The organism is Chitinophaga silvisoli (genome assembly GCF_003412465.1).
Lineage (GTDB): Bacteria > Bacteroidota > Bacteroidia > Chitinophagales > Chitinophagaceae > Chitinophaga > Chitinophaga silvisoli.
The window spans coordinates 848,735-875,377 of record NZ_QTJV01000001.1; the positions used below are offsets into that span (position 1 = coordinate 848,735).

A 26,643-nucleotide genomic window follows, 5' to 3' on the forward strand; every position below is an offset into this window, starting at 1 on the left:
TCTAATAAAGAACTATGAAAAAGATCTTATTCACAGCAGCACTGTTAGGTGCAGTAATGGCAGGCAAAGCACAATTTGCTTACAATTATCTCAAGGCTGCTGACTATTATTTCAGGAACGCGGACTATAATTCTGCTGCACAGTATTATGAAAAATACCTGGCAGGTAACCGTTCCATCGTCAGCAATGCCGTATATAAACCATACAACACACAACAGGTAGCAAGCAAAAAGCAATTGCCTGTAAGTTCCGAGCACCAGGCTATCTATAAGCTGGCAGAGAGCTACCGCTTGCTGAATGATTACAGCAAAGCAGTACCCTGGTATGCAGAAGCTATGGAGTTTGAAAAATCAGAATATCCCTTAGCTCCTTATTACTATGCAGTATCGCTCCGTGCGCTGAGCCGCTATGACCTGGCTGAAAAAGCATTCGCTTATTTTCTCGATACCTACCAGGCAGAAGATAAATACCGTGATGATGCAAAGCGTGAACAACAGAACCTGCATTTCATCATCGTACAACTGGCTCGTCCTGATCTCTCTTTATATACAATTGAGAAAGGGAATACGACACTGAATCCTGAAGGTGCAAACTATGCTCCTGTATGGTTAGGAGATACACTGCTGTTATTTACCTCTACCAGGCCTGATAATGGTGCTGCAAAGAACCATGTATTTACCAACAGGGTGTATGGTGCCAGGTTTAGTGGTGCAGTGCCAGACAGTATTTCGAGGTATGCATTACCGCAGCCTAAGAATGAAGAGCAGGGTGTGATCAGCATTACTCCTGATGGCAATACACTCTTCCTGACCAGGTGGATAAAGAACAAGAAGGCGGCCATTTATAGCAGTCATAAAAATGGTGATACCTGGGGCGAACCTGTATTGCTGGATACGATTGTGAATGCAGCTGGTTTTAGTGCACAGCAGCCATTTGTAACGGCTGATGGTAAGCGCCTCTTATATGCCAGTGACAGACCGGGTGGTGAAGGAGGACTGGACATCTGGGAAGCGCAACTGAATGGTGATGGCACGCCTTTTTTTACAAAGAATTTAGGTCCGGTAGTGAATACTGCTGCAAACGAACAGGCACCTTATTACCATGCGCCATCAGGTTTATTGGTCTTCTCTACAGATGGGAGAGTAGGCATGGGTGGTTATGATTTCTTCTATACAAAAGACAGTGCAGGCAGCTATACTACACCCGTAAATTTCGGTTACCCGGTGAACTCTGTAAAGGATGACCTGTACTTCACCAGCAAGGGTAGTAAAGACAATATCCTGGAAGCGGTATGGTTATCATCAGATCGCTCTGCCAGCTGTTGCCTGGAATTGTTTACCCTGAACAAGCGTGTGCCACCACCGCCGCCCCCACCACCAGTACCTGAAACTCCTGTAGCTGTAGCGCCACCACCTGCTGAGGTACCTGTAGTGCTGGACAATGTATACTACGATTTCAGCCAGTCATATCTGCAACCGGCCTCTTATCCAGCATTGGATAAACTGGTGGCTATGCTGCAGGCACATCCTGAAGTAAAGATAGAGTTGAGCGCACACACAGATAGCAAAGGTTCGGATGAGCTGAATCAGAAATTGTCCGAAGCACGTGCGAAGAGTTGTGTGGATTATCTCGTGAGCAAGGGAGTTGCGGCAGAACGTCTTACCTGGAAGGGATATGCGGCTACAATGCCGATAGCGCCTAATACCAATGCTGATGGATCTGATAATCCGGAAGGCAGGGCCAGGAACAGAAGGACGGAATTCAAAGTGATTAAATAGTAAACTATGAAAAGATTACCACTGCTGTTGTTGCTGCTGGCCTGGTCAGCCGGCAGCTATGCACAGCAACAACCGCATTACACCCAGTATGTTCTCAATACGTTTATCATCAACCCTGCTGTGGCAGGGATTGAGAACTACTGGGATGTAAAGGCGAGCCATCGCCATCAGTGGACAGGATTGAATGGTGCGCCGGTTACTTCTTACCTCACCATACACGGGCCTTTGCGCAAGAGTGATTATCCTGAAGCGAGTATCACAGGTTTGACACCTCCGGGTGAAAATCCAAGAGGCAGGGCGTACTGGCAGCAGTATACCACGCCGCCTGCACATGCGGGTGTAGGCCTGACCATTCTGAATGATAAAACAGGTCCGCTGAACAGGTTTTCTATCACAGGTACCTACGCACATCATATTCCAATTTCGGCACGTACCAGTGTGAGTGCGGGAATTTCAGTCGGTATGCAGCAGATGTCGCTGGATGCATCGAAACTGGATTTTGAGCAGGCAGGTGATCCGGTGATAGCAGCAAGTACACTGCTGAATAAGTGGAGGCCGGAAGTGAATGCGGGGATAATGTTGTACAGCAGTAGTTATTACATCAGTGCTGCAGTGCAGAATATCATTCCACAGGGAATAGCGTATGATAATGGAAAAGTGGTAGGTGATTCTTTGTACAGGGGCAAACTGGTTCCACATTTATTTGTTTCCGGCGGATACCGGGCATTTATCAATGATGACCTGAGTGTGTTGCCTTCTGTGATGGTGAGGATGATAACGGCGGCACCTGTGAGTTTTGATCTGAATGCGAAGTTTCAATATAGAGACAGGATGTGGGTAGGAGCTTCATATCGCATACAGGATGGGTATGCAGCTATGTTGGGATTGAACATTAATTCAACGATCAATATCGGGTATTCGTATGATTATACGACATCGTCATTGAATACGGTGAGTAAGGGGACACATGAGATATTGATTGGGTTCTTAATAGGAAACAGGTATGGAGATCTGTGTCCGCGTAATTTCTAAAAAAAATCAGTTAGGCCGCCGGCAGGTTCAGGCCCTTGACCCATGTTCGCAAAGCGAACGATTATATGCAAACTAAGATGGAGATAAAAATTATTTAAAAACAATTCTATCAAAAACAAACAATCAAAATTTAAATTATGAAAAAGGTTTTCGGTTATTTATTCGTGGCATGTATGTTCTCCCTTACCCTTGGAATGACTTCTTGTAAGAAAGGTGATACAGGTCCTGCAGGTCCTCAGGGTGAGAAAGGCGACTCAGGGGTAGCCGGTAATGCAGGTATAATTTATTCCGAATGGGCTGATGCAACTTTCGGCCTGGCATCTGACGGTGCTACTTACTTTGTAGATATTGATGCGCCAAAGATCACATCCAGCATCCTGAATAGCGGCGATGTAAAAGTATATACACAATACTATTCCAGCGCCGGCGAACTGGTGGTAATGCCATTACCATACTTTGATGGCAGCTTCATTCTCAATGTATCCATCTTTGCTGGTGGCTTTGAAATTTACAGCAATGCAGATTTCAGCTCATATACTGACGATAGTGGAAACAGGGCTTTCCAATACAGATATGTAATCATTCCTGGCGGCCAGGCTGCTGCACGCAAAGCTGGTATCGACTGGAACAATTACGAACAGGTAAAAGCTTACCTGCATCTTAAGAACTAGTTTACTAATGACCATCTCCATCAAAACCACAAGTAACAGGGCTGCTTTATCGAGAGCGGCCAATTTTTTCAACATCTAATAATCATACCATGAAAAGATATAGTGAATTGACAGATGAAGAATTAATAAAACTCTACAGATCGGGAGACGATAGTGCTTTCTCGGTACTGGTATACAGGCATAAAAACAGGATCTTTACGACCATTATGCTGTTAGTAAAAGACCGTCACCTGGCAGAAGATATCTTCCAGGATGTATTTATCAAAATTATCAATGCGCTCAATGAAGGCCATTACCTGGACAACAGCCGCTTCATTGCCTGGGCGGTGAGAATTGCACACAACTGCTGTATCAGCCATTTCCGTAAGAAGAATGCACGGCCTTCTTTTGCGCTCATCTACAATGATGACATTACCAGTGGTGATAACCGGATGGACCCAAGCCAGGAGCAGCTGATCATTACCAGGGAAACCAATACCGCAGTACAGGCACTGATGGATCGCCTGCCTGAAACACAGCGGGAAGCACTGATCCTGCGTTACTATGCAGATCTGAGTTTTAAGGAGATTGCCCAAACTGTCAATGTAGGCATCAACACCGCTTTGGGAAGGGTTCGTTATGCCATCATCAACATGCGGAAACTGATGGAGCGTGAGGCCGTGGAAGCAGTATTTTAACCAACACTATACGTTCAGACGCGCACCTTTGACAGCAGGTTGCTTACTAGGCTCGCAGGGAAGTTCTACATAAAAGGTTGTTTCCTTGCCAGGCACACTCTCAAACCACAGATGCCCATTGTGCATTTCTGCAATTTTTCTGGAGATGGATAACCCCAGTCCGAAGGACTGTTCACCGGCTGTACCCGGTCTTCCAGCAGAAGTATGCATCTCAAAGATCTTTTCCTTTAATTCCGGCGGAATACCAATGCCTTTATCCTTGATCATAATGGTAAAGGTATTGTCTGTCCGGGTAGCACTGATACTGATTACTGACTTCTCCTGACTGAACTTGATCGCATTGTCGATCAGGTTGGTAAAGAGCTGCCAGATCTTATCCCTGTCAAGATTTGCTATACCTGCGGGAATGCGGCCTACCCTGATACGTTGTCTCTTCTGCTGTGCTTTGAACTGTAGCAGATTGATACATTCCATTAAAAGGAGGGGGAGGTCTGTCAGTTCCGTTTTTAAACCGGATAGTTGTCCTTTATTTTTATTTTCCAGTAGCTGGTTGATGATTTCAAATGCCTGGTTGCCTGCGTTGGCAATCATTTGGTACATGGCCTTACGCTGTGCGGGATCAAATTCCTCACTGTCCAGCAGCAGGCCTGCAATAGCGCCGATATTGCCCACCGGGTTTTTCAGGTCATGAATGATCACTTTGAGCAGGGCTGCATTTTCCTGGTCCCTGCTTTCCAGGTTGCGCAGGGCAGTTGTGAGCCTGTCGTTCTGTATGCCTACCAGCCGCAGGTTCTGTTTGGATCGCAGCCAGGTTCGCCAGATCAGGAAGGAAATAGCGATGACCGATGCCAGGAAGAGTGTGGTAATGACCAGGAAAATCGTTTTCAGGCGATCATCATTCTTCAATGCAATGATCTCCTGCTGGCGGGCAACATTATCAAATTCCCTGCTGATATCTGCTTCGTGAATTTTCCGGTTGCGGTTATCCAGCGAATCTTTGATGTAAGTATATTCTTTCAGGAAAGCATATGCTTTATCCGGTTGATGAGTTTTCGCATACCAGGTTTCTTCTGATTTGAGCCATCTGAGGCGCAGCTCCCTGTCGGGCATTGCGATTGAATCCAGTGCTGATTTTATTTTTTTCAGTAAGCCGAATGCTTCGGGCATCCGGTTAGTATTGATATAGAGGTTAGCGAGCCGGAGTTGTGTATAATAGGCATCTTCATTGGCATAACCAGGCTGGTTATTAATGCGGATACTTTCCAGCAGCAGTGGTTCAACACTGGCGGTATCTCCTTTTTTTAGGTACATGAACGACTGGTTGCCGTATACAATACCTTTTGCCATGGCCACATAGCGCCGCTGGTTGGCCACCGTGTTGAATCTGGCTTCATTGGCATTGATATAACTGAGTGCTTTCTGAAAGTATACACCGGCACTGTCATAGTTACCTGCACGATCAAAAGCAAGAGCGATATTATCAATATTTTCCTGGATAAACGAGAAAGCTGCAAAATCCTGGGTGCCACAAATAAGGCGCAATTGTGTGGCCAGTTTGAAATTCCTGGCAGCTTCAGTGAACTTATCCTGCCTGTAACAGATCATGCCCAGCTGATTGTAATAATCAGCCAGGAAAGCAGTGTCATGAGTAGTTTCACCTATTTGCTTTGCCTTGTAATAATATTCGAATGCTTCAGTCAGCCGTTTCTGTGCAACCAATACATCCCCTTTATTCAAAAGTGCATTGACATAAGACTTTGTATACTTTTTATGGCCAGCGAGATCTTTCAATATGTACAGCATGCTGTCACAATAGATCAGGCTTTTTGAGTAATCTTTGTCATAATAATACCCTTTTTTGAACAGGTATTTACGGTACAGATCGCCGGGGCCTGCATGTTGGAAATGAATGTATACAGAATCCAAATAACGTAGCCCTCTTTCCCTGTCCGGATTCGTACCCAGACTGTCAGCGTGGTTAATGACTGCCTCGAAAAATTTTGGATGATCAACGCTGTCCTGTTGACCGGGGTTACAGGCAATACATTCTATAAGCATGCACACAAACAACACATACCAGAACACTCGCCAGCGGGATAATTCTTTTATACTACAAATAAACATTACATCTTATAACGTTAATAATCGCTAAAGTATTTTTTAGCAAAACATATTGTAACAGGTACTGGTATTGTCCACCGTAGTGTAAGTTAAAGCGTTTTTTGCACTATGTATAACAGGGTGGGAAAAATTACATGTAAGTGGTATTTTGATATAAGGATACTTCTTCAATTAATAGGGAAATTTAATGCGATTAGATTTCAGGTGATGCGGTGTATGGGGGATAGAAAAAACTGAGGACCACCTTCGTGATCCTCAGCCATCCATTTATTGTTTCTTTTCCAACAGTTTGAAGAACTGATCCAGTTGCGGCAGAATCACAATCCTTGTTCTACGGTTGGCAGCCCGTCCTTCCGGTGTATCGTTAGATGCTACAGGAATATATTCGCTGCGACCTGCAGCTGTAATACGTGCCGGGTTGATGCCATAATCGTTTTGTAATACACGGGTTACAGCAGTTGCTCTCTTCACACTCAGATCCCAGTTGTCCAGCAGTACACCTTTCTTGTATGGGTTGGTATCGGTATGACCCTCTACGAGAAACTCGATATTAGGCTGGTTGTTCAGCACCTTTGCCACTTTACCCAGCACTTCTTTTGCACGGTTGGTAATGTCATAGCTACCACTTTCAAACAGCAGTTTATCAGAGATATCTATGTAAACCACGCCCTTGTCAACTTTGATGTTGATATCCTGGTCATTCAGGTCGCCAATTGCTCCTTTCAGGTTCATGACCAGGGCCATGTTGAGGGAGTCTTTTTTGGCAATCGCTGATTGCAGATCCTGGATGTAGGCATCTTTCGCGCCGATATTATCCAATGATTTCTTGATACTTTCAGCCTGTGAATTACTGATCACAGACAGATTTTTCAGCTGATCAAGCAGTTCGTTGTTGTTCTTTTTCAATCCTTCTGTACGTTCTTCCGCTACGTTTCTGCGATGTTCAAAAGCAGCAGTGGAATCACGAAGATTACGCTGGCAATCCTGTAATTGTCCCTGCAGTGCTGCATATTTCTCACTCAGAGAAACATAGCGTGCTTCCGAAGCTTTATACTTCTTCGTACCGACACAGGAAAACAATAATACAGGCAACGATACTGCCAATGATATGATCCTTAGTTTCATATGAATTGTATTTTAATTAAATGACTCTCTGGTTTGTACCTGTACAGTGCTGATATTCCAAAACCTTGCCACAATCTCTTTTGGCGGGGTGAACCATACCTGTAAATTTGTTAAAATGCTGAGATTGATGAGAATTTCACTAATCATGATAGTTCTTTATCAGGTAGTGTACAGTGCGCAAAGCTTATATTATATTGGATTTTATTTACCACGTATAGGTCTCATATGAAGCAATTAATCTTTTCCCGCTTACTGGCAGGGTTACTGTTTTTGTCACCAGCCATTTTAAGCGCACAATCAAAATCATTATCCACACTGCAGCAACAATTTGTTGACCTGAGGTTTGGTATGTTCATTCACTTTAACATTCCGACATTCATGGACCAGGACTGGCCTGATCCTGAAACACCGGCTACTGCTTTCAATCCGACTAAACTCGATTGCAACCAGTGGGCCAACACCGCCAAAGCAGCGAATATGTCCTACGGCTGCCTGACCACCAAGCACCATAGCGGTTTCTGTATCTGGAACACGAAGACAACGGATTATAATGTTATGAATAGTCCACTGAAACGTGATGTCGTTAAAGAATACGTCACCGCATTCAGGGCAAAAGGACTGAAAGTAATGCTGTACTATTCTATCCTGGATACACATCATAAAATTCGTCCGCATGGCATTACCCAAAAGGATATTGAAATGATCAAAGCACAGCTCACAGAATTACTGACCAATTACGGTGAGATCACTGCTTTGATTATCGATGGCTGGGATGCACCCTGGTCACGCATTTCTTACGAAGACGTACCATTTGATGACATCTATCACCTGGTAAAGACATTGCAGCCTAACTGTCTGCTCATGGACCTGAATGCAGCGAAGTATCCGACAGATGCACTCTTCTACACAGATATCAAATCTTACGAACAGGGTGCCGGGCAGCATATCTCAAAGGAAAGTAATCAACTGCCTGCATTGTCCTGTTTACCAATTAACCAGAACTGGTTCTGGAAAACAAGTTTCCCAACTACACCTGTGAAAGATCCGGTGAAACTGGTAAATGACAACCTGGTACAGTTGAATAAAGCCTGGTGCAATTTCATCCTGAACGTAGCTCCAAACCGTGAAGGGCTGATTGATGATAATGCCGTAGCTGCCTTAGCACAAATGGGTAAGATGTGGAAACCGGCAGGTCCCCTGCCTGCCCTGCCTAAAGGAGAAGCACCGATCACTGCACAGAACTTTGCAAAGTATAAGTATAGCAATTCCAGCTGGAGTGATGATATGAATATCATGGACTTTGCAAATGATGATAATTTCCGTACCAGCTGGCAGTCAAATCCAATGGTAAAACAACCCTGGTATCAAGTGGATTTTGATCGTGAAAAGGATTTTAATATGGTGACAATTGTTGAAGATGGAGATCATATTAAGAAGTATAAACTGGAGTACAACGATGGTGGTGTATGGAAACCATTACCCGGCGGAGTACAACAGGGACGTGTCAGGATCCATCGCTTTGATCGTGTGAGAGGAGGGAAGGTGAGAATACAAATTGAAGAAAGTAATGCAGCACCGGCCATAGCAGAATTCGGTGTATACAACGAAAGAAAATAAATAGAAAACGCTTTTGCCCCAGGCAAAAGCGTTTTTGTTTGTACCCTAAGTTAAAAAAAACATAAAATAAATTACCTACCAATTTGGTAGACTTTGTATATTTGCCCCCGATTCGCTACTACTGCCACCAACTGTAGTACAACCAAACCCGCTGCTACCACCAATAGTAGTACTCCTTTTTTTACTTGCAATTTTAATTGCTGCTATCGCCAACTATAGCAGTCACCATGCTTTTTACTTAATTAAACCGACTTCGAGATGCAAAAACAAGGAAGGCGCGGAATGGCTATAATATTGCCATACCTGAGCTGTGTATTGATCCTGCTCAGCTGCTTACAATCCATTGCAGCCACTATCCCTATTTCCGGTAAAGTGACAGATGAAAAAGGACAAGCGCTACCCGGTGTCAGCGTTCAGCTCAAAGGTACCAGTACAGGAACTTCTACCGGCACTGACGGTACCTTCACAATCAATGTACCCGACCAGTATGCAGTACTGGTTTTCTCTTATGTAGGCTATGGCAGGCAGGAAGTACCTGTTGCCGGCCAGAAGCATCTCAACGTAAAACTCGCCTCTTCTGAGAGTGCACTGAGTGAAGTCGTTGTGGTAGGATATGGTACCCAGCAAAAAGGTAATATCCTCGGTGCTGTTACTACTATGCCTACCGGCAACCTGATCGAAAAACCATTGGGGAGAGTAGAACAGGCACTGATAGGACAAATGCCCGGTGTACAGGTAAAACAGCAGACAGGTATGCCCGGTCAGGGCCTCAGCATTACTGTACGTGGTGGTGGATCTGTTACCGCAGGTACAGAACCCTTATACGTAGTAGATGGGTTCCCGTTAGACGTGGTGAGCAATAATGGCTCGGGTGGTTTTACAGCCAGTCCGCTGAATAACCTGAACCCGAATGATATCGAAAGTATCCAGGTATTGAAAGATGCTGCTGCCGGTGCTATCTATGGCTCCCGTGCGGCAAATGGTGTAGTAATCATCACCACCAAAAGAGGGCAGTCAGGTAAAGCGAAAATCGCTTTCAATGCAACTACCGGTATAAGTAAGATCCAACGCAAAACGGATCTGCTCAGTGCAGATGAATGGGTGAAAATGGCAACGGAAGTAGCAAATACCAACTGGGTGGCTTCGGGTTCCGGCAGAACTGCTTCACAAACGAATGCAGAACGTGCTGCCCTCTTAGGCCTTGCCAGTGGCACTGTAAACACCTCGTATATGACGGATGACCGCTGGGCTGAACCAGGTCATCCTGGTCTTACCTACCTTGACTGGCAGGACGAGATTTTCAGAACTGCACCTTTCGGTAACTACGAAGTGGCTGCCAGTGGTGGTACTGACAATGTACATTATTTTATCTCCGGCAATTACCTAAACCAGGATGGTACCGTTATCAATTCTTCTTACAGGAATTATGGTGCCAGAGCAAATGTGGAAGCAAATGTAGGCAGGCATGTTAAGGTAGGTCTGAACCTCGCTCCAAGCTATTCTGAAAACCATGCACCTGATGCGGAAGGAAAGGATAACCAGGTAATGAAAGCCCTGCAAATGGTGCCTGTAGTGGAATCTACTGCCGGTAATATGACAGGTGCAGGTGGCCGCGCTACCTATACCTGGGCAAGTCCAAAACTGATCAGTCCCTATGCTTACCTGAAGGAAGTAACCAGCCTGGTGAAAACAACACGCCTGCTGGGATCTATGTATGGTCAGTATGAGATTATTCCGGGCCTGGTGCTGAAATCAACTGTGAACCTGGACCAGATGAACCTCACTACCAAAAGATATATTCCTGACGATGTAGTGGTAGGTGCTGCAACAGAACTGGTTACCAACCCGGGTAAGAATGCTTCCGGTTCCTACGGCGGCTATATCAAACAAAACTTCATCAACGAAAATACCCTTACCTATTCCAAAACCCTCGCAGGGAAACACAATATCTCCGCAGTATTGGGTGAGTCATTCAATAAGGTTCACTACGAAAACTTCAGCATTGCCACTGCAGGTGGGTATGCCAACGATATTATTCAGACACTGAACAATGCCATTCCGAATAGTGCAGGCGTTACTACCACCGGTTCTACTGCCGAAAGCAACAACACACTGTATTCCTGGTTTGGAAGGGTACAATATGATTACGCCGGCAAATACCTGGTGACAGCAAGTTTGAGAAAAGATGCCTCTTCCAGGTTCGGTGCGGATAGCCGTTGGGGTACATTCCCTTCCGCATCCGTCGGATGGCGCTTGTCAGAAGAACCATTCCTGAAGAGCGTGCACTTTATCAATGACCTGAAAGTACGTGTAAGCTGGGGTAAATCAGGTAATAACAACATCGGTGATTATGGTTCTATTCCTACGCTTACCAGCGCAACTTACAGCTTTGGCGGTAACAGTGCGACGGCTGCTACCGGTCAGGTAGTGGCAGGCCTGGCAAATCCTAACCTGAAATGGGAAACCTCTTCTACCTGGAATGCTGGTATCGATGGTAGCTTCCTGCGCAGCCGCCTCAATGTAATCGTGGATGTATACAGAAAGAAAAATACAGACCTGTTGCTGAACCTGCCTGTAGTAGGTGCAAGTGGTTTTACCACCAGTCTGCAGAACATTGGTGCCGTACAGAACCAGGGTCTTGAAATTGGTGTGAACAGTGTGAACGTTCGCCTGAAAGACTTTGAATGGTCTACCAATGCGAATATTGCCTTCAATCAGAATAAGGTATTGGAACTCGGTCCTGATGGCGCACCTATTGAAATATCCTCTGCCTACAGTGGCAGCAACGCCCCTTACCTGCTGAAAAAAGGTCTGCCATTGTTCAGCTACTATGTAACCAAGGTGAATGGCCTGCTCACGCAGGCAGATATCGATAATGCGAAAGTAGCAAGAGTATCTAAGGAAAGAGTGGGCGATGCCAAATACTACGATGCCAATGGTGATGGTTCCATTACCTCTGCAGACAGGGTGGTATATGGTCAGCCAACACCCAAATATACCTGGGGTATCACCAATACTTTTAAGTATAAAGATTTCGACCTGGGTGTTACGATTTATGGCCAGCATGGTGGTTCTATCCTTTCTTACCTGGGCAGGGCTATCGACTTCTCCGGTAGTACGACTGCAAATACCCTGGGCGTATGGAGAGACAGGTATACTGATGCGAACCAGAACTTCAGCGCACCCCGTGGTAAAGCCGCTTCTACTTATACTGTACCTAACGTGACTTCTGACTGGATCTACAGCTCTGATTTCTGGCGTATCCAGAACATCACATTAGGGTACAACCTGAAACACATTCTCAGAACCAATGCTATCGGCGGTGCCCGTATCACTGCTTCATTACAGAACTGGTTTGGGCACGATAAGTATAAAGGTGGTGCAAACCCTGAGGCGCAGAATACCAATACCAGTGGTAACAGCAGCTATGCATTGCCAGGCGATTATGGTGCAGTGCCTTTGAGCAAATCTGCAGTTATTGGTCTGAATGTCACCTTCTAATTTTAAAAGTAAAACGATGAAATCAGGATATATTTTTCTATTGGGGCTGCTATTTGCATCCTGCTCCAAACAGCTGGATCAGACACCGGTATCCAATTCAACTACGACGAATTTCTATGCCACCCAGAACGATTTTGTACAGGCAGTGAATGGGGTTTACTCAGGACTGAAGAACTATCCATCTATGGCCCTGTGGCTGGGTGAAATGCGCAGTGATAATATCAATGCCATCTCCGATGGTAACCGTGACTGGCAGGGAATCAATGATATGTCTCCCGATATTACAGCAGTCACATTTATCACAAGCGCATGGCAGAATAATTACAATGGCATCTTCAATGCAAACAGTGCCCTGGATGCACTGGCGAACAAAGGGAGTATTGTCACAGATACCACCCTGCGTGCACGACTGACTGCCGAATGTCACTACCTGAGGGCGTTTTATTATTTCGAGCTGGTGAAGTTATTCGGGAAAGTGCCTTTGATCACGACCCCGATGACATCTGCAGAAGCAGGCAAGGTAGCGAGAACAGCTGTTTCCCAGGTATATGATACCATCATCTCCGACCTCACATATGCGGGTGCACACTTACCCACCGCCTATACCGGTTCAAATGTAGGCAGGGCGACTGCTTATGCAGCCAAAGGCTTGCTGGGACAGGTGTACCTGACACGTTCCGGTCCTGACTACGGCATCAGTGGTCCGGGTTTAAACAGTGGTGAATATGATAAGGCACTGGCTTTGTTCAATGAAATCATCGCGAGTGGTGCTTATTCATTTTTGAACAGTTACCCCGATATCTTCTCTTATACCAATGAGAATAATGCAGAAGTGATCTTTGATGTGCAATACATGAGCAGCAACAATGGAGCAGGTTTCCCGAGTTATCTCGTACCGGTGGCTTACTGGACTGGTTTAGGACTGTCCAATTCCTATGGTAATGGGTATGGCGCGAGCAACTTTGCGGTGACCAGCAATCTCAAAACTTCTTATGGCAATACTGATACACGCAAAGCATTCAATATTGCTACGACCTATACAGCAGGTCCTTTTATTAAGAAATATATCAATACGACTTACAAGGGTACCAGTGGTACTGACTGGCCGATTAACTTCATCGTACTGCGATATACTGATGTGCTGATGATGAAGGCAGAATGTATCCTGCATGGCGCTTCCGGCTCGCAGGCGGATGTGGATGCCATTGTGAACAAGGTGAGAGAAAGAGCTGGTTTGAGTGATATCTCCAATGTAACTATTGAACAATTGATGGAAGAACGCAGGAAGGAGTTCCTGGGCGAAGGCCTGAGATGGAACGACCTGGTACGCGAAGGTATGGCGGTGACTACAATGAATGCCTGGATTGCTGCGGATGGGGTGACGAATGTGGAAACGGTGGTGCCTGCCTATGTGCTTTACCCGGTACCATCTGCGGAAATCTCTGCAAGTGGAGGTCTGTATGAGCAGAATACAGGGTATTAAGATCCTGTGCTTCTTTAATATCAAAAGGGTACTAATACATCACCAAAAGGTCACCTCAATATCGATTCGATATACAGGTGACCTTTTGGTGTACTTATGGTGACCTTATAATGTACTGATTGTATTAATGCCGGACTCTTGAAATTATTACGAGGGGTCCTTTTACTTTTCCTTGTTATAGAAATGAAAAACCTGCTGGAAGTTTAAAAAGTAGATTTTACTTTTATAGCATGCTAACTGAACAAGCTGCGATCGAACTACAGGAAAACCTTCGCGAACAACTGATTCTCAGAGATCAGTTACCAACAGATCTACAACTCATAGCTGGCGTGGATGTAGAATATGATAAAGAATCCGACCTGATAGCCGGTGCTATTGCTGTACTGGACTTTCACACACTTGAAGTAAAAGCACTTGCTACCCATGTTATGCATGTGACTTTCCCCTACATCCCGGGTTTATTTTCTTTCAGGGAAATGCCGGTCTTACTGGAGGCCTGGAAAAAACTGGCGCTACACCCTGATCTTATTGTCTGTGATGGCCATGGATTGGCTCATCCGAGGCGATTTGGGCTGGCTTGTCACCTCGGAATAGTACTGGACATTCCAACATTAGGATGCGGAAAAACGCGCCTGTTTGGCGATTATGAGCCATTGGCCGAAGCACGTGGCAGTATCGCTCCCTTACTGGCAGAAGATAATAAGGAGCAGGTGGGCAATGTATTGCGTACACAGGCGGGTATCAACCCCGTATTCGTATCGCCGGGGCATAAGATCAGTATTGATACAGCTACAGAAATAGTGTTGAAAATGGCGGCTGAATATCGCCTGCCGGAGACGACCCGCAAGGCGGATCATTATGGGAGGGAAGCCATGATTGCGTATAAGGCGAATGGGCAATAACTATTCTTCTTCGATATAGATTTCATCCCGGTTGCGATAGGAATATTTCAGGTTGAGGGTAGAAGTAATTACTTCCAGCATATAGTCAAGCGGTTTGTTTTCAAACACGCTGGAAATTCTCAGGTCTGCCATAGCGGGGTCCTGCAATACGATCTTTTTATGATAAGCCATGGAAAGCCTTTCGAGAATGCTGCCCAGTGAGTTGTTGTCAAAAGTAAAGTGGTAGTTTTCCAGTACCAGTGCACCTGCTTTATAATAGCCCATTTGTCCGGCAGCGACCGTGATGTCTTTACCGGCTTTATCCATCCTCACCTTTCCGCTACTCACCTGAACTATAACCAGTGAATCGCTTTCTTCTACGTGAAAGGCGGTGCCCAGGACTGTAATCTGCACAGGGCCTGCCTGCACGATGAATGGTTTTTCAGGATCAGACTTTACATCAAAATCACCATTTCCTTTCAGTTGGATAGTCCGGTTGGTATAGCTGATGGTGCTGCCTGGTGTTACTTTGGCTACGGAACCATCCGGCAATGTCTGGGTGACCGTTTGCTGGGTGGCAGCGATGGTCATGGTCACCGGTTTACGTTGTTGCAACCATATCAGGACGACGGCGGTAAGCAGTGCTGCAGCAGCTGCTGCCCAGGGCAGTACACGTATTTTTTGAGGGCGTTTGGCATTTGTTTGTTGCCATATGGCCTGTAAGTCTGGTTTTATATAGGGATGTGCACTGGTCATCTGCCATGCATCCCAACTGGCGTGGAAAAGACTGGCATTGTCCGCATGGCTGTTCTTCCAATCATCAATTGCCATTGCTTCCTCCGGGAGGGCCTCTCCGGCGAAGTATTTAGACAGCAGCTCGTCGGTGATTTGAATATTTGCCATAATCAGTGAAAGAATTTTTGAATGTCAGACAATAAACGAAATGAGATCAGGAGCCAGAAATACGTTCTGTCTGACAACATAGTTCGTAAGGTACGGAGTGCTCTGCCCATGTGTGCTTCAACTGTTTTAACGGAGATGTCAAGTTCTTTTGCAATTTCAGGGTAGGTCTTTTCTTCAAACCTGCTCTTATAGAATACCTCCCTGCATTTATCCGGCAAGGTATCCATGGCTGATAAAACTTCCTGTTTCAGTGCGCGGACGGAGAGCTGCTCTTCATTGTCCAGGGTCGCGTGTTCCTGCCCGCTCGCAAACTGATGATAATGCCGCTGCCGGGTTTGCCGGCTCTTGATCCTGTTCAGACAGTGATTATGTGTGGTGGTATAGAGATAAGCCCTTACTGACTGTGTGATAGTGAGCGTTTCTTTCTTCTCCCACAGGTGCATAAAGATCTGTTGCACCACATCTTTAGCTTCCTCACTATCGTTCAGCAGCGTATAGGCATAGCGATGCAATGCTTCGAAATATTCGAAGAAATATTGCTCTATAGCATTATTATCTGATAGTTTTTCTTTCACGAATGCCCAAAGGTAGACAACCGGAAATTACAAACACCCTTACAGGGGAAATTATTTTTGATAAATCCTTTCTTCAGGCAGCATGGCTTTGGCGGTTTCCAGGTCTTTGGCCTGTACGAGTGCATGAATGGCATGGCAACCCTCTTTTGCCCAGTCCCTGGGAAATATTAATCAGCGGGAAGCCGCTATCAGCTTTATGGAATATGTGCAGGATGGTAAACCAGACAGGGCAGCTACTTTACCGGATCCGGGCAAAGTGAAGTACGATGATCACCTGAAGTCGGGGATGAAGATAACGGCCGAAAGCATCAGGGAGGTAGCAGAGATGACGATTCCGGCCATCACAGCCATGAAGACGGATAGTACCGTGTTTTTCAGGTGCAGGTATTATTCGCCAAAGGATAAATTCCCCGGCTATTACCAGGTGGATATACAGTTTGACGATGAAAAGTCATTAAAAATCAGCAAACTGATATTTTATGACCGGGCTACCCTGGTGAAAATGCAGTCCGGGAAAACTGAATAAAGAGAAAAGGAGTCTCTTTTTGAACTTAAAATAAAATTGATATAATGCCAGAATGGGAATCACTATAATGATTCCCATTTTTTTTATATTTTTCATTCAATGAAACAGCGCTTACTTTCCTTAGACTTTTTTCGCGGCGTTACCGTAGCCGGAATGATCCTCGTGAATAATCCTGGCGACTGGGGCCATATCTACGCCCCCCTGGAGCACTCAAAATGGAATGGCTGCACGCCTACGGACCTGGTATTTCCCTTCTTCCTTTTTATGGTGGGTGTGGCAGTATCTTTTGCCCTTAGCAGCAGGCGGGAAGACCCAACGCTACATAAATCACTCATCCTCCACATATTTCGCCGTGCGGCCATCATATTTGGCATCGGCCTGGCTTTTGGACTCATACCTAAGTTTGACTTTGCACACGTTCGTATACCCGGTGTATTGGCCAGGATTGCGGTCGTTTACCTCATCATCTCCCTCCTGTATCTGAAGACCGGCAGCAAAACCCGCATCTGGATCTGCGCCGGCCTGCTGCTTGTATACTACCTGCTCATGACCCTTGTACCTGTACCAGGAGTGGGCTATCCCAACCTGGAGCCGGAAACCAACCTGGGTGCATGGCTGGACAGAACCATTCTCACGCCTGATCATCTCTGGAAATCATCCCGGACCTGGGACCCGGAGGGCATCCTGAGCACCCTGCCGGCGATCGGTACCGGTTTATTAGGAATCATGGTGGGCGATTGGGTAAGGCGGAAAGATACACCTGAAGCAGAAAAAGTAGCCTGGTTATTTGCAGCTGGATTTATCGCTGTACTGGCAGGATTGATATGGGATGGCTTTTTCCCTATCAACAAACAATTGTGGACCAGTTCCTTTGTCCTGTTTACGGCTGGCCTGGCCAGCATGGGCCTGGCATTGTGTTACTGGCTGATAGATGTACAGGGCTATAAAAAAGGTACGGCACCCTTTGTGGCCTTCGGGCGTAACGCGATTACGGCTTATGTATTGTCCGGCCTGGTACCACGTATACACAGTATCCCATCCTCCCTGTTCATGCCTTTGTTGTCACCGCTGAATGCCTCATTGGCAGCGGCTATCACACTGGTACTACTCATGCTCATACCTGTATGGATTATGTACAAGCGAAATATTATCGTGAAGATTTGACCAGTTTTTTGTATTATTAAGCGTCTTCCAAAATCAACTGCCCATGCAATCGGAGAGTCACGTATTATGGTGGAATGCGTTTAAACAGGGCGACTGGGATGCTTTTACCGCTCTCTATGGAGAGTTTTACGAACTATTGAACAACTATGGCCGAAAGTTCACGCGCGATGAGGACCTCATTCATGACGTAGTGCACGATCTTTTTGTTAGAATATGGACCACGCGTCAACGTCTGGGTCAACCTGTATCTGTAAAAAATTATTTGTACAAGGCATTCCGTTCTACCTTATTCCGCAAAATCCAGTCTCTGTCCAGGTTTGTGGAATTGGATGGAGAAGGGGGCGGCTTTACTGTCAACTTTATTCCTGATGCCTCTTTCAGGCAGGAAGAACAGGAACTGCGAAAGCAGGTAATAGAAATGGTGAACACACTACCTGCCAGGCAGCAGGAAATTATCTTCCTGCGTTTTTATGAAGGTATGTCCTACGAAGAGATCTCTGTCATTATGGACATCAATATGAGTTCCACGTATAAATTATTATATAAAGCCCTCGATAACCTGCAAAAGGCCTCCAACAAACAAACCTGGCTGCTGATCGGCTGCCTTTTTTTCCTCCTGAAAAATTTTTCAAAAAAAATTCCGATTCCGGAGGGATAATTTTCACTATGTCATGTATAATACCAATAAACAGGGGATAGCGTGATGAACAATGATAAATATTTAAAGTATTCACTACAGGATTTTTTGGACGATGATGCTTTCATTAAGTGGGTGTCAGGTAAGGAGCAAGACCCTGTAGCAGCACAATTCTGGAGCGAATACCCTGTACTGTATCCTGCAGCAGCTGCCAACTTTGAGTTTGCTGTCACTGTGATCCGTTCCTACCGGTCACAGGAGTTCTGGGACAATAAAGATAGCAAAGCCCGTGTACTCGAAAGGATCACGGCTACTATAGCAATACAGGATGCACGGCCTGTACGTATGCGTTGGTTGAACAACTGGATGCGTGCAGCAGCAGTGGCTCTTGTCATCAGCGCCGGAGTTTATATGATTGTGAACCATTACTTCCGGCCACAAATGGAGCAGATAGCAACTGGTTATGGAGAAATGAGAACAGTGACCTTGCCAGACCACAGCACCGTAACACTCAATGCATCTTCTGCCATCTCATTCAATGAAGAATGGAGCGATAAAAAAGCAAGGGAAGTATGGATAGAAGGTGAAGCCTATTTCGATGTAAAGCATATCAACCGAACCGGCCCCGGCCAGCAATTTATAGTACATAGCAATGGCATTAGTATAGAAGTACTCGGTACATCCTTCAATGTAAGAAGCCGTCATGGCCGAACCAAAGTCGGACTGATTACCGGTAAGATTAAAGTAGATTATAATAAGGATCGCTCGCTCGTCATGTTGCCCGGTGACTATGTGGAATACGCAAACAACCAACTGTCAGTAACAAGGAAATTAGATAAGCCCGAGAAGATTAAGCGCTGGACCGAGATACAGCTTACGTTTACAGATGCCACTTTAGGTGAGATCATAGAAACACTGCAGGACAACTATGGCTATACCGTAAAAGTAGCTGATGCCTCACTCCGGAAGTTAATGATTGAAGGAGATATTAACGTAACGAATGTCGAAGAACTCTTAACCGTAATTACCACTACGCTAAACGTAAAAATCGATCAACCTTCCAAAAAGGAACTGGTCATCACATCAGGAAAGTAAAGGGAGTACGCGAAGGAAGCGCGTATAAACAGTACACGTAAAAAAAAACTAATGAACATCTTAAACCAAAATCTACTTTTGGGGCTGCTTTCCTGTGCCCTGCTACCAGGTATTGCTGCACCTGTCAGCGCACAGACGCCCGCGATGTATGCTTCCATGAGGCAGACAGATAATATCCCACACCATAAGGCAGGAACAATGTCACTTAAAGATGCATTGGTAAGGCTGAAAAAGCTGCAAAATATCCGTTTCGCATACAGGGAGGGACTGCTGGACGGTAAAATGGTCCCTGCGGACCTCGTAGACAGAGCAGAAACAATGGAGGCAGAAGCTGCCTTAAAATTATTACTGTCAGATTTCGCACTCGCTTATATGCGTGTCAACAAGACACAGTATTCTATTTATACCAGTGAAGCAAATGCGACTATTCTTAATTATAATTCACTCTTTGCCGATAAACTCAAAGGTAAAATTACCGGTCCTGATGGCGCTCCTGTACCAGGTGCCACTATCTCTGTAAAAGGTAATCCTTCTCTCGTAACTGTTGCCAATGATAAAGGAGAATTCGAACTCAATCTGAAAGATGCTGCACTACCTGTAGTTTTGGTTGTTTCATCCATTGGATTTGACAAACAGGAGATCACTGTAAACAGTGCCGCGGATGTTGTGAGCGTGAAACTGGCTGAATCCAATAAGGCACTTTCTGAAGTTGTAGTGACCGCATTGGGTATCAAAAAGGATAAGAAAGCACTGGCATATGCCGTCACCGAAGTAAAGGGTAGCGATTTTACGCAGGCCCGCGAGGTGAATGTAGCCAATGCACTGACGGGTAAAATTGCAGGCGTGAACGCCACCAGCCTGGCTAGCGGCCCTGGTGGTTCCAGCCGTGTGATCATCCGTGGTAACACCTCCCTTAATGGTGATAACCAACCCCTGTATGTGGTAAATGGTATGCCGATCGACAACACGACTCCAGGTGGTAGCCCTACTACCGGTGGGGGTGGTCAGAACGTAGACCGTGGCGATGGTATCGGTGGTATCAACCCTGATGATATCGAAACCATCAGCGTGCTGAAAGGTGGTACTGCTGCGGCCCTTTACGGCTCCCGTGCAGCCAATGGCGTTATCCTCATCACCACCAAGAAAGGGCGTTCCCGCAAAGGTATCGGGGTAGACTACAACACCACTTTCACCGCAGAGACACCCTCTGTATATCCTGACTGGCAATATGAATATGGCCAGGGTGATGGCGGCGTAAAACCTTCGTCACAATCACAGGCGGTGACCTGGGGCCGCCGTAGCTGGGGTGCGAAAATGGATGGCCAGAACTACATCGCTTTCGATGGTAAGGAACATCCCTATTCCCCACAAAAGAATAATATTAAGAACTTCTACCGTACAGGTTCTACCTATACAAACACCGTTGCTTTTAACGGTGGTAATGAATCACTGAATTTCCGCTTCTCGCTGTCCAATACCAACAGTAAAAGTATCGTTCCAAATTCCAAGTTCGACAAGAAAATTGCGAACCTGAACCTGAATGCTACATTGGGTAAAAGACTGAGCATAGAAGCTATAGCGCAATACAATGTAGAGAATGCCACAAACCGTTCCAGTTCCGGGGATGCCACCGGCAACCCCAACTGGGGCGTATACATGATCGCAAATACAGTAGACATCCGCTCCCTGGATCCGGGTTATGATGCAACAGGTCGTGAAATACAGTGGAATGAAACAGCTTATGCTTCCAACCCTTATTTCGTAGTGAACCGCTTTAAGAACAATGATACCAAGAACCGTTTCATTGGTCAGGCAAGCGTGAAATACGATCTCATGAAAAACCTGTATGTGAAAGCAAATGTGAGCCGTGACTTCTTTAACTACGATTATGTAGGTATCATTCCTACCGGTACTGTATATACTACAGGAGCGGCGGGTGAGTACAGCGGCCTGAGAAACGCAGTGTCAGAAACCAACTCTATGCTGACTGCCAACTACAATACCAAACTGGCTGGAACGATTGGTTTGAATGTACTGGCGGGTACCAACGCACGCCGTTACAAATCAAACCAGACTGCCATCACAGGTACACAGTTCATCATCCCGTTCTTCTATAGCTATACCAACTTAAGTACCGTTACTACTACGCCAACAAGAAATAATGTAGCGACCAACTCTGTATTCGGAGCAATTGATCTGGATTACAAATCTGTGCTGTTCCTGAACTTCAGCAGCCGTCAGGACTGGTTCTCTACCCTGAGTCCTCAGAATAACCACATTTTTTATCCTGCTGTAGGTACCAGCTTCATTATCTCCGATGCGATTCAGTTACCTAAAGCCATAAGCTATGCCAAAGCACGTGCCTCATGGGCACAAGTGGGCGGTGCTACACCTGACCCATACATCTTAAACCAGAGCTACACCATGGTACAGGGCGGACATGAAGGGCAGCCTGTTCAGACGGTTACCCAGTCCGGCGGTGTAAACCTCGTGACGAATTCCAGCCTGAAGCCACTCACCTCTACTACCTACGAAGCAGGTCTGGAAGCTCAATTCCTGCATAACCGTATCGGTTTTGACATCACTTACTATAGCAAGCAAACGACCAACGACATTGTTAGTACCGCTATCTCTACTGCTTCCGGTTATAACAATGCGCTGCTGAACGTAGGTAAATTGTCCAACAAAGGGATTGAAGTACTCCTGACAGGTACGCCTGTAAAATCTAAAAACTTCACCTGGAATGTGAGCTACAATATGGCTTACAACAAGAGCGAAGTAGAACAGCTGGCAGCAGGTCTGACCACCTTACAGATGGCGACCAGCGTAGGTAGCTGGGCATTCGTACACAACTCCGTAGGTCGCCCCTATGGCGTGATCATGGGGTATTCAGTAGCGAAAAATGAGAAGGGTGAAACCATCTATAACAGTGCTACCGGCTACGAACAAAAGAGTGCATTGAAATATTTAGGCAATGGTGTACCGCCACTGACGATGGGTTTCAGCAATACCTTCAACTACAAACGCCTGTCACTCGACATCCTTGTTGACGGCAAATTCGGTAACAAAGTATTCTCTGTAATGGACGTATACGCTACCCGTTTCGGTCTGCACAAGAAGACCCTGGCTGGTCGTGAAAACGGACTCGCACTGAGTGGCGTAGATCAGAATGGAAATCCTTACACGAACACCATTCCCGTATCGAACCTGCGTCTTTACTACGACAATACCAAGAACTACACTGATCAGTTCATGTACGATGGAAGTTTTGTAAAACTGCGCCAGGTAGTACTGAGCTACCAGATTCCTGTACAAAGGCTGAAGATCTTACAGAGCGCTTCCCTGTCTTTCGTAGCACGTAACCTGCTTACCCTGTACAAGAATACGGACAACTTTGATCCGGAATCCAGCTACACTAACAGTAATGCACAGGGCTTTGAAGCGTTTGGTATTCCACGCACCAGGAGCTTTGGTCTGAACCTGATGGCTAAATTCTAATTGTTCATGTTACACACTCGAATTATGAAAATGCGTTTTAACTTCCTGATATATACAGCCATAGCAGCTACCTTAACGGTCCAGTCATGTGACAAAGGCTTTGAAGAAATGAATGTAAACCCGGATGCTTCTACTACTGTAGTACCGGAATATATGTTCAGCAAATCATTGCTGGATGCGCTGAACAATAGCTGGTTTGCTACCGATGCACTGGCTTGCGGTGGCTCCATGCAGCAGTTCGCCACTTACAAGGATGTACCGGGTATAGGGGACAAATATTATTTTCAGCAGGGTACTTATCCCTATGATTTTTTTACTACCGGTTATCCCGGCGCTGTGAATGAAATAGCCACAGTGATCAACGCACTTGATACATCAGAAACCAACAAACTTTCTATTGCCCGTATCTGGCGTGTATTCATCATGAGCCGCATGACGGATATCTATGGTGATATTCCTTATTCTGAAGCTGCGAAGGGATATACTTCGAACAACTTCACACCGAAGTACGATGCGCAGCAGGCAATCTATGCTGACATGCTGAAGGAACTGGATGAATCTGCAACTGCACTCGATGCATCCAAGCCAACTTTTGGTGCCGGTGATTATATCTACGCAGGCAATGTGACCAGGTGGAAGAAATTTGCTTACTCACTCATGCTGCGCCTGGGTATGCGTATGTCAAAAGCAGATGCTGCATCTGCTCAGACATGGGTGCAGAAAGCAATTGCAGGTGGTGTGATCACTGATGATGCAGACATTGCTACCATGAAGTATACAGATGGTACAGCGCTGAACAGAAATCCAAAGGCGGCTGCACTGCTCTCGAACGACTACGCCGTAGCCGATGGTAAGAGTAATACAGAAGGTGGTAAACTGGCACAGACCTTCATCAATATGCTGAAGAATAATAATGATCCGCGCCTGAACGTAATAGCCATTGTATGGAATAATGGTAAGGCCGATACAAGTACCGCTTTACAGTCAGGTATGCCCAATGGCCTGCTGCTGAAGCCTGATAATTTTGCTTCTTACTCAGAACCAAATCCTGCTACTATTTTACAATATACCGCACCTATCATCGTGATGAGTGCTGCAGAAGTAAATCTCTACCTGGCAGAAGCAGCTGTAAGAGGCTGGTATACCGGTACTGCGGCAACGCTGTTTGCAAATGCCATCGGTGCTTCTATGCGCAACTGGGCACAGTTTGGTGCTGCCGGTGTCATTGCTGAAAGCAGGATCACCGCTTACCAGGCTACACATGTACTGGCTGGTACGACTGCACAACAGCTGGAAATGATCGGCAATGAGTTCTATGTATCACTCTTCCTCGATGAGCAGCAGATTCATGCTAACTGGCGTCGTCTGGGTTATCCTGCACTGACACCGGTGAACATCTCCGGGAACATTACTGGTGGTACTATTCCCCGCCGCCTGCTGTATCCACCTTCAGAAGAGAGTGTAAATGCTGCAAGCTTACAGGAAGCAGTAGACAGGCAGGGAGCAAACCTTATGACAACCCGCGTATGGTGGGATAAAGAATAATCCTCTCAAATTTTCTATCATGCAAAACCAAAGAAGATCAGTATTAAAGAAGATGTTGGCTGCGGCAGCCGGATTCACCGGTATCAGTGCTGTTGCAAAAGCTGCCGGCGCTACGCTGCCTGCCACCACTGAAAACGGAAATGTAGTTTATGATCAGGAAGTACCTTTATTCTCCAGTTTCAAAGTACATGGCAACACGGTATACATTGCAGGTATCGGTGCCCACTTTGAAGGCGATATCAAGGCACATACAGATCATGTGCTGAAGGAAATGGAAGCACAGTTAAAAAAGGCAGGTTCTTCGATGGACAAGGTATTGAAGGTAAGCGTATTCCTGCATGACCTGAACGATTATAAGGCCATGAACGAGGTATTCAGAGGCCGTTTTGGACCTAATCCTCCGGTAAGAACTACCGTGGCTGTATATGGAGGAGTACCGGGAGACTCTCTTGTAGAGATGGATTGTATTGCATCTCTATAACAATAGTTCCCCCTTCTCTACGGAGGTTGTATCAAAGTATACAACCTCTTCTTTCTTCCTCACGTTTTTATTTTACGACTCATGAACCGCAGAGACTTATTGAAAAATATGTCTGTGATCCCTGTATTCGGGGCTTTCGCAGGCAGCGCTAATATATTGCCATTAACGGACGCAGCAACTACTGCTGTGGCCAAAGACTATTTCAAAGAACTGGGTATTCGCACCTTCATCAATGCCGCTGGTACTTATACCGCAATGACGGGGTCGCTCATGCGACCTGAGGTAATGAATGCCATTAACTATGCTTCTAAAGATTTTGTATTGCTCGATGAGCTGCAGGACAAGGTAGGCGAACGCATTGCACAATTACTGAAATGTGAATATGCAACGGTAACTTCCGGTTGTGCATCGGCCATGACCCTGGGTGCAGCAGGTGTGCTCACCGGCATGGATGAGAAGAAAGTCGCCCAGCTGCCTCACCTGGAAGGAACAGGTATGAAGACGGAGGTGATCATCCAGCGTAAGCATGATATTGCTTATGCACATGCATTGAAAAATACAGGTTTAAAGATCGTGTATACTGATACAAAGGAAGACCTGGTCAATGCAATCTCTGACAAGACTGCACTGATGTACTTTCTGAACGCCAACAACTTTGACGGTCCTGTACAGGTAGAAGAATTCCTGAAGATAGCACAGGCGCACAATATTCCTACTATGATAGATTGTGCGGCAGATGTACCTCCCGTGGAAAACCTGTGGAAGTATACGAACATGGGGTATGACCTGGTCTGCTTCTCCGGTGGTAAAGGCATCCGTGGTCCGCAGAGTGCGGGCCTGCTGCTGGGCAGAAAGAAATACATTCAGGCGGCAAGGCTCAGTGCACCTCCAAGAGGGAATACTATTGGCCGTGGTCTGAAAGTAAACAAAGAAGAAATACTCGGTATGCTGATAGCACTGGAAACCTATCTGGCTACTGACCATGATAAAGAATGGAAGATGTGGGAAGCGCAGATCAAACTGATTGGAGATGCAGCAACTTCGGTAGGGGGTGTGACGACCACCGTGAAAGTGCCGGCTATCGCCAATCATGTACCTACCCTGCATGTAGCCTGGGATGCAAAGAAGATTCCTGCTACGGCAGCCGAATTAAAAGAGAAATTAAGAAGTGGTTCTCCTTCTATTGAGGTAGCAGACGGGGAAAACCAGCATGCCATTGCCATTACTACATGGATGCTGGTACCCGGACAGGAAAAGATAGTAGCTGCGGCACTCAAAAAAGCGCTGACAGAAAAGGCACTTACGGAAACGCATGGTTGATAAATTGGAGTGT

At 45.9% G+C, this 26,643-nt stretch carries 20 protein-coding genes; 16 read left to right on the forward strand and 4 right to left on the reverse strand.

The genetic code is table 11. The features are described from left to right. The first annotated feature begins 14 nt into the window (after positions 1-14). The 4 genes from DXN04_RS03420 to DXN04_RS03435 all read left to right on the forward strand — a co-directional run bounded on the left by DXN04_RS03420 (position 15) and on the right by DXN04_RS03435 (position 4,158). Positions 15-1,778 (forward strand): OmpA family protein, encoded by a 1,764-nt coding sequence (locus DXN04_RS03420; protein WP_116851886.1) that lies wholly within the window; start codon positions 15-17, stop codon positions 1,776-1,778. Positions 1,779-1,784: 6 nt separating this feature from the next. Beyond that, positions 1,785-2,810, forward strand: a complete 1,026-nt coding sequence (locus DXN04_RS03425; protein WP_116851887.1) for a PorP/SprF family type IX secretion system membrane protein — start codon at positions 1,785-1,787, stop codon at positions 2,808-2,810. 137 nt (positions 2,811-2,947) lie between these two features. Beyond that, positions 2,948-3,481, forward strand: coding sequence for a collagen-like triple helix repeat-containing protein (locus tag DXN04_RS03430; protein ID WP_116851888.1), 534 nt, complete (start codon positions 2,948-2,950; stop codon positions 3,479-3,481). An 89-nt stretch (positions 3,482-3,570) separates the two neighbouring features. Then, entirely contained in the window at positions 3,571-4,158 is a 588-nt protein-coding gene (locus tag DXN04_RS03435; RefSeq protein ID WP_116851889.1) for a sigma-70 family RNA polymerase sigma factor, read from the forward strand. A gap of 6 nt (positions 4,159-4,164) precedes the next feature. On the opposite strand, the gene DXN04_RS03440 is transcribed toward DXN04_RS03435, so the two are convergent. Both DXN04_RS03440 and DXN04_RS03445 read right to left on the reverse strand, forming a co-directional pair. Further along, positions 4,165-6,216 carry a tetratricopeptide repeat-containing sensor histidine kinase gene (locus tag DXN04_RS03440; protein ID WP_158568832.1) on the reverse strand — a complete coding sequence of 684 codons (2,052 nt, stop codon included), beginning with the start codon at positions 6,214-6,216 and terminating at the stop codon, positions 4,165-4,167. 330 nt (positions 6,217-6,546) lie between these two features. Then, positions 6,547-7,404 carry an OmpA/MotB family protein gene (locus DXN04_RS03445; RefSeq protein ID WP_116851891.1) on the reverse strand — a complete coding sequence of 286 codons (858 nt, stop codon included), beginning with the start codon at positions 7,402-7,404 and terminating at the stop codon, positions 6,547-6,549. Positions 7,405-7,629: 225 nt separating this feature from the next. On the opposite strand from DXN04_RS03445, the gene DXN04_RS03450 reads away from it, so the two are divergent. The 4 genes from DXN04_RS03450 (at position 7,630) to nfi (ending at position 14,907) form a co-directional block, all read left to right on the forward strand. Then, the gene (locus DXN04_RS03450) at positions 7,630-9,021 is read left to right on the forward strand and encodes an alpha-L-fucosidase (protein WP_116851892.1); all 1,392 of its coding nucleotides are present in this window, start codon (positions 7,630-7,632) and stop codon (positions 9,019-9,021) included. Positions 9,022-9,303: 282 nt separating this feature from the next. After that, positions 9,304-12,522: a SusC/RagA family TonB-linked outer membrane protein gene (locus tag DXN04_RS03455; RefSeq protein ID WP_116852420.1), complete on the forward strand. Its 3,219-nt coding sequence runs from the start codon at positions 9,304-9,306 to the stop codon at positions 12,520-12,522. Positions 12,523-12,538: 16 nt separating this feature from the next. Beyond that, complete coding sequence (locus tag DXN04_RS03460; RefSeq protein ID WP_116852421.1) at positions 12,539-14,005, forward strand: RagB/SusD family nutrient uptake outer membrane protein; 1,467 nt, start codon at positions 12,539-12,541, stop codon at positions 14,003-14,005. Between the two features lie 230 nt (positions 14,006-14,235). Then, positions 14,236-14,907, forward strand: a complete 672-nt coding sequence (gene nfi, locus DXN04_RS03465) for a deoxyribonuclease V (RefSeq protein WP_116851893.1) — start codon at positions 14,236-14,238, stop codon at positions 14,905-14,907. On the opposite strand, the gene DXN04_RS03470 is transcribed toward nfi, so the two are convergent. Beyond that, entirely contained in the window at positions 14,908-15,789 is an 882-nt protein-coding gene (locus DXN04_RS03470) for a FecR family protein (protein ID WP_116851894.1), read from the reverse strand. A 2-nt stretch (positions 15,790-15,791) separates the two neighbouring features. Further along, a complete protein-coding gene (locus DXN04_RS03475) occupies positions 15,792-16,364 on the reverse strand; it encodes an RNA polymerase sigma-70 factor (RefSeq protein WP_116851895.1) in 573 nt (190 codons plus the stop codon). A 127-nt stretch (positions 16,365-16,491) separates the two neighbouring features. On the opposite strand from DXN04_RS03475, the gene DXN04_RS03480 reads away from it, so the two are divergent. From DXN04_RS03480 to DXN04_RS03515, 8 genes are all read left to right on the forward strand, one after another. Then, a complete protein-coding gene (locus DXN04_RS03480; protein WP_116851896.1) occupies positions 16,492-16,890 on the forward strand; it encodes a hypothetical protein in 399 nt (132 codons plus the stop codon). 99 nt (positions 16,891-16,989) lie between these two features. Beyond that, positions 16,990-18,054 carry an acyltransferase family protein gene (locus tag DXN04_RS03485; protein WP_116851897.1) on the forward strand — a complete coding sequence of 355 codons (1,065 nt, stop codon included), beginning with the start codon at positions 16,990-16,992 and terminating at the stop codon, positions 18,052-18,054. Between the two features lie 43 nt (positions 18,055-18,097). Next, positions 18,098-18,712, forward strand: coding sequence for an RNA polymerase sigma factor (locus DXN04_RS03490; protein WP_116851898.1), 615 nt, complete (start codon positions 18,098-18,100; stop codon positions 18,710-18,712). A 45-nt stretch (positions 18,713-18,757) separates the two neighbouring features. Continuing rightward, the gene (locus DXN04_RS03495) at positions 18,758-19,786 is read left to right on the forward strand and encodes a FecR family protein (RefSeq protein ID WP_116851899.1); all 1,029 of its coding nucleotides are present in this window, start codon (positions 18,758-18,760) and stop codon (positions 19,784-19,786) included. 51 nt (positions 19,787-19,837) lie between these two features. Beyond that, entirely contained in the window at positions 19,838-23,284 is a 3,447-nt protein-coding gene (locus tag DXN04_RS03500) for a SusC/RagA family TonB-linked outer membrane protein (RefSeq protein ID WP_116851900.1), read from the forward strand. 24 nt (positions 23,285-23,308) lie between these two features. Next, complete coding sequence (locus DXN04_RS03505; protein WP_116851901.1) at positions 23,309-24,829, forward strand: SusD/RagB family nutrient-binding outer membrane lipoprotein; 1,521 nt, start codon at positions 23,309-23,311, stop codon at positions 24,827-24,829. A gap of 19 nt (positions 24,830-24,848) precedes the next feature. After that, entirely contained in the window at positions 24,849-25,310 is a 462-nt protein-coding gene (locus DXN04_RS03510) for a RidA family protein (RefSeq protein WP_116851902.1), read from the forward strand. 81 nt (positions 25,311-25,391) lie between these two features. After that, on the forward strand, positions 25,392-26,630 hold the full coding sequence (locus tag DXN04_RS03515) for an aminotransferase class V-fold PLP-dependent enzyme (RefSeq protein ID WP_116851903.1): 1,239 nt from the start codon (positions 25,392-25,394) through the stop codon (positions 26,628-26,630). The last annotated feature ends 13 nt before the right edge of the window (positions 26,631-26,643 follow it).

What these genes read in the sequence shown, in the direction of transcription:
- DXN04_RS03420 (WP_116851886.1), top strand. Translation starts at nt 15, where the DNA reads ATGAAAAAGATCTTATTCACAGCAGCACTGTTAGGTGCAGTAATGGCA.
- DXN04_RS03425 (WP_116851887.1), top strand. Translation starts at nt 1,785, where the DNA reads ATGAAAAGATTACCACTGCTGTTGTTGCTGCTGGCCTGGTCAGCCGGC.
- DXN04_RS03430 (WP_116851888.1), top strand. Translation starts at nt 2,948, where the DNA reads ATGAAAAAGGTTTTCGGTTATTTATTCGTGGCATGTATGTTCTCCCTT.
- DXN04_RS03435 (WP_116851889.1), top strand. Translation starts at nt 3,571, where the DNA reads ATGAAAAGATATAGTGAATTGACAGATGAAGAATTAATAAAACTCTAC.
- DXN04_RS03440 (WP_158568832.1), bottom strand. Translation starts at nt 6,216, where the DNA reads ATGCTTATAGAATGTATTGCCTGTAACCCCGGTCAACAGGACAGCGTT.
- DXN04_RS03445 (WP_116851891.1), bottom strand. Translation starts at nt 7,404, where the DNA reads ATGAAACTAAGGATCATATCATTGGCAGTATCGTTGCCTGTATTATTG.
- DXN04_RS03450 (WP_116851892.1), top strand. Translation starts at nt 7,630, where the DNA reads ATGAAGCAATTAATCTTTTCCCGCTTACTGGCAGGGTTACTGTTTTTG.
- DXN04_RS03455 (WP_116852420.1), top strand. Translation starts at nt 9,304, where the DNA reads ATGGCTATAATATTGCCATACCTGAGCTGTGTATTGATCCTGCTCAGC.
- DXN04_RS03460 (WP_116852421.1), top strand. Translation starts at nt 12,539, where the DNA reads ATGAAATCAGGATATATTTTTCTATTGGGGCTGCTATTTGCATCCTGC.
- nfi (WP_116851893.1), top strand. Translation starts at nt 14,236, where the DNA reads ATGCTAACTGAACAAGCTGCGATCGAACTACAGGAAAACCTTCGCGAA.
- DXN04_RS03470 (WP_116851894.1), bottom strand. Translation starts at nt 15,789, where the DNA reads ATGGCAAATATTCAAATCACCGACGAGCTGCTGTCTAAATACTTCGCC.
- DXN04_RS03480 (WP_116851896.1), top strand. Translation starts at nt 16,492, where the DNA reads ATGGCATGGCAACCCTCTTTTGCCCAGTCCCTGGGAAATATTAATCAG.
- DXN04_RS03485 (WP_116851897.1), top strand. Translation starts at nt 16,990, where the DNA reads ATGAAACAGCGCTTACTTTCCTTAGACTTTTTTCGCGGCGTTACCGTA.
- DXN04_RS03490 (WP_116851898.1), top strand. Translation starts at nt 18,098, where the DNA reads ATGCAATCGGAGAGTCACGTATTATGGTGGAATGCGTTTAAACAGGGC.
- DXN04_RS03495 (WP_116851899.1), top strand. Translation starts at nt 18,758, where the DNA reads ATGAACAATGATAAATATTTAAAGTATTCACTACAGGATTTTTTGGAC.
- DXN04_RS03500 (WP_116851900.1), top strand. Translation starts at nt 19,838, where the DNA reads ATGAACATCTTAAACCAAAATCTACTTTTGGGGCTGCTTTCCTGTGCC.
- DXN04_RS03505 (WP_116851901.1), top strand. Translation starts at nt 23,309, where the DNA reads ATGAAAATGCGTTTTAACTTCCTGATATATACAGCCATAGCAGCTACC.
- DXN04_RS03510 (WP_116851902.1), top strand. Translation starts at nt 24,849, where the DNA reads ATGCAAAACCAAAGAAGATCAGTATTAAAGAAGATGTTGGCTGCGGCA.
- DXN04_RS03515 (WP_116851903.1), top strand. Translation starts at nt 25,392, where the DNA reads ATGAACCGCAGAGACTTATTGAAAAATATGTCTGTGATCCCTGTATTC.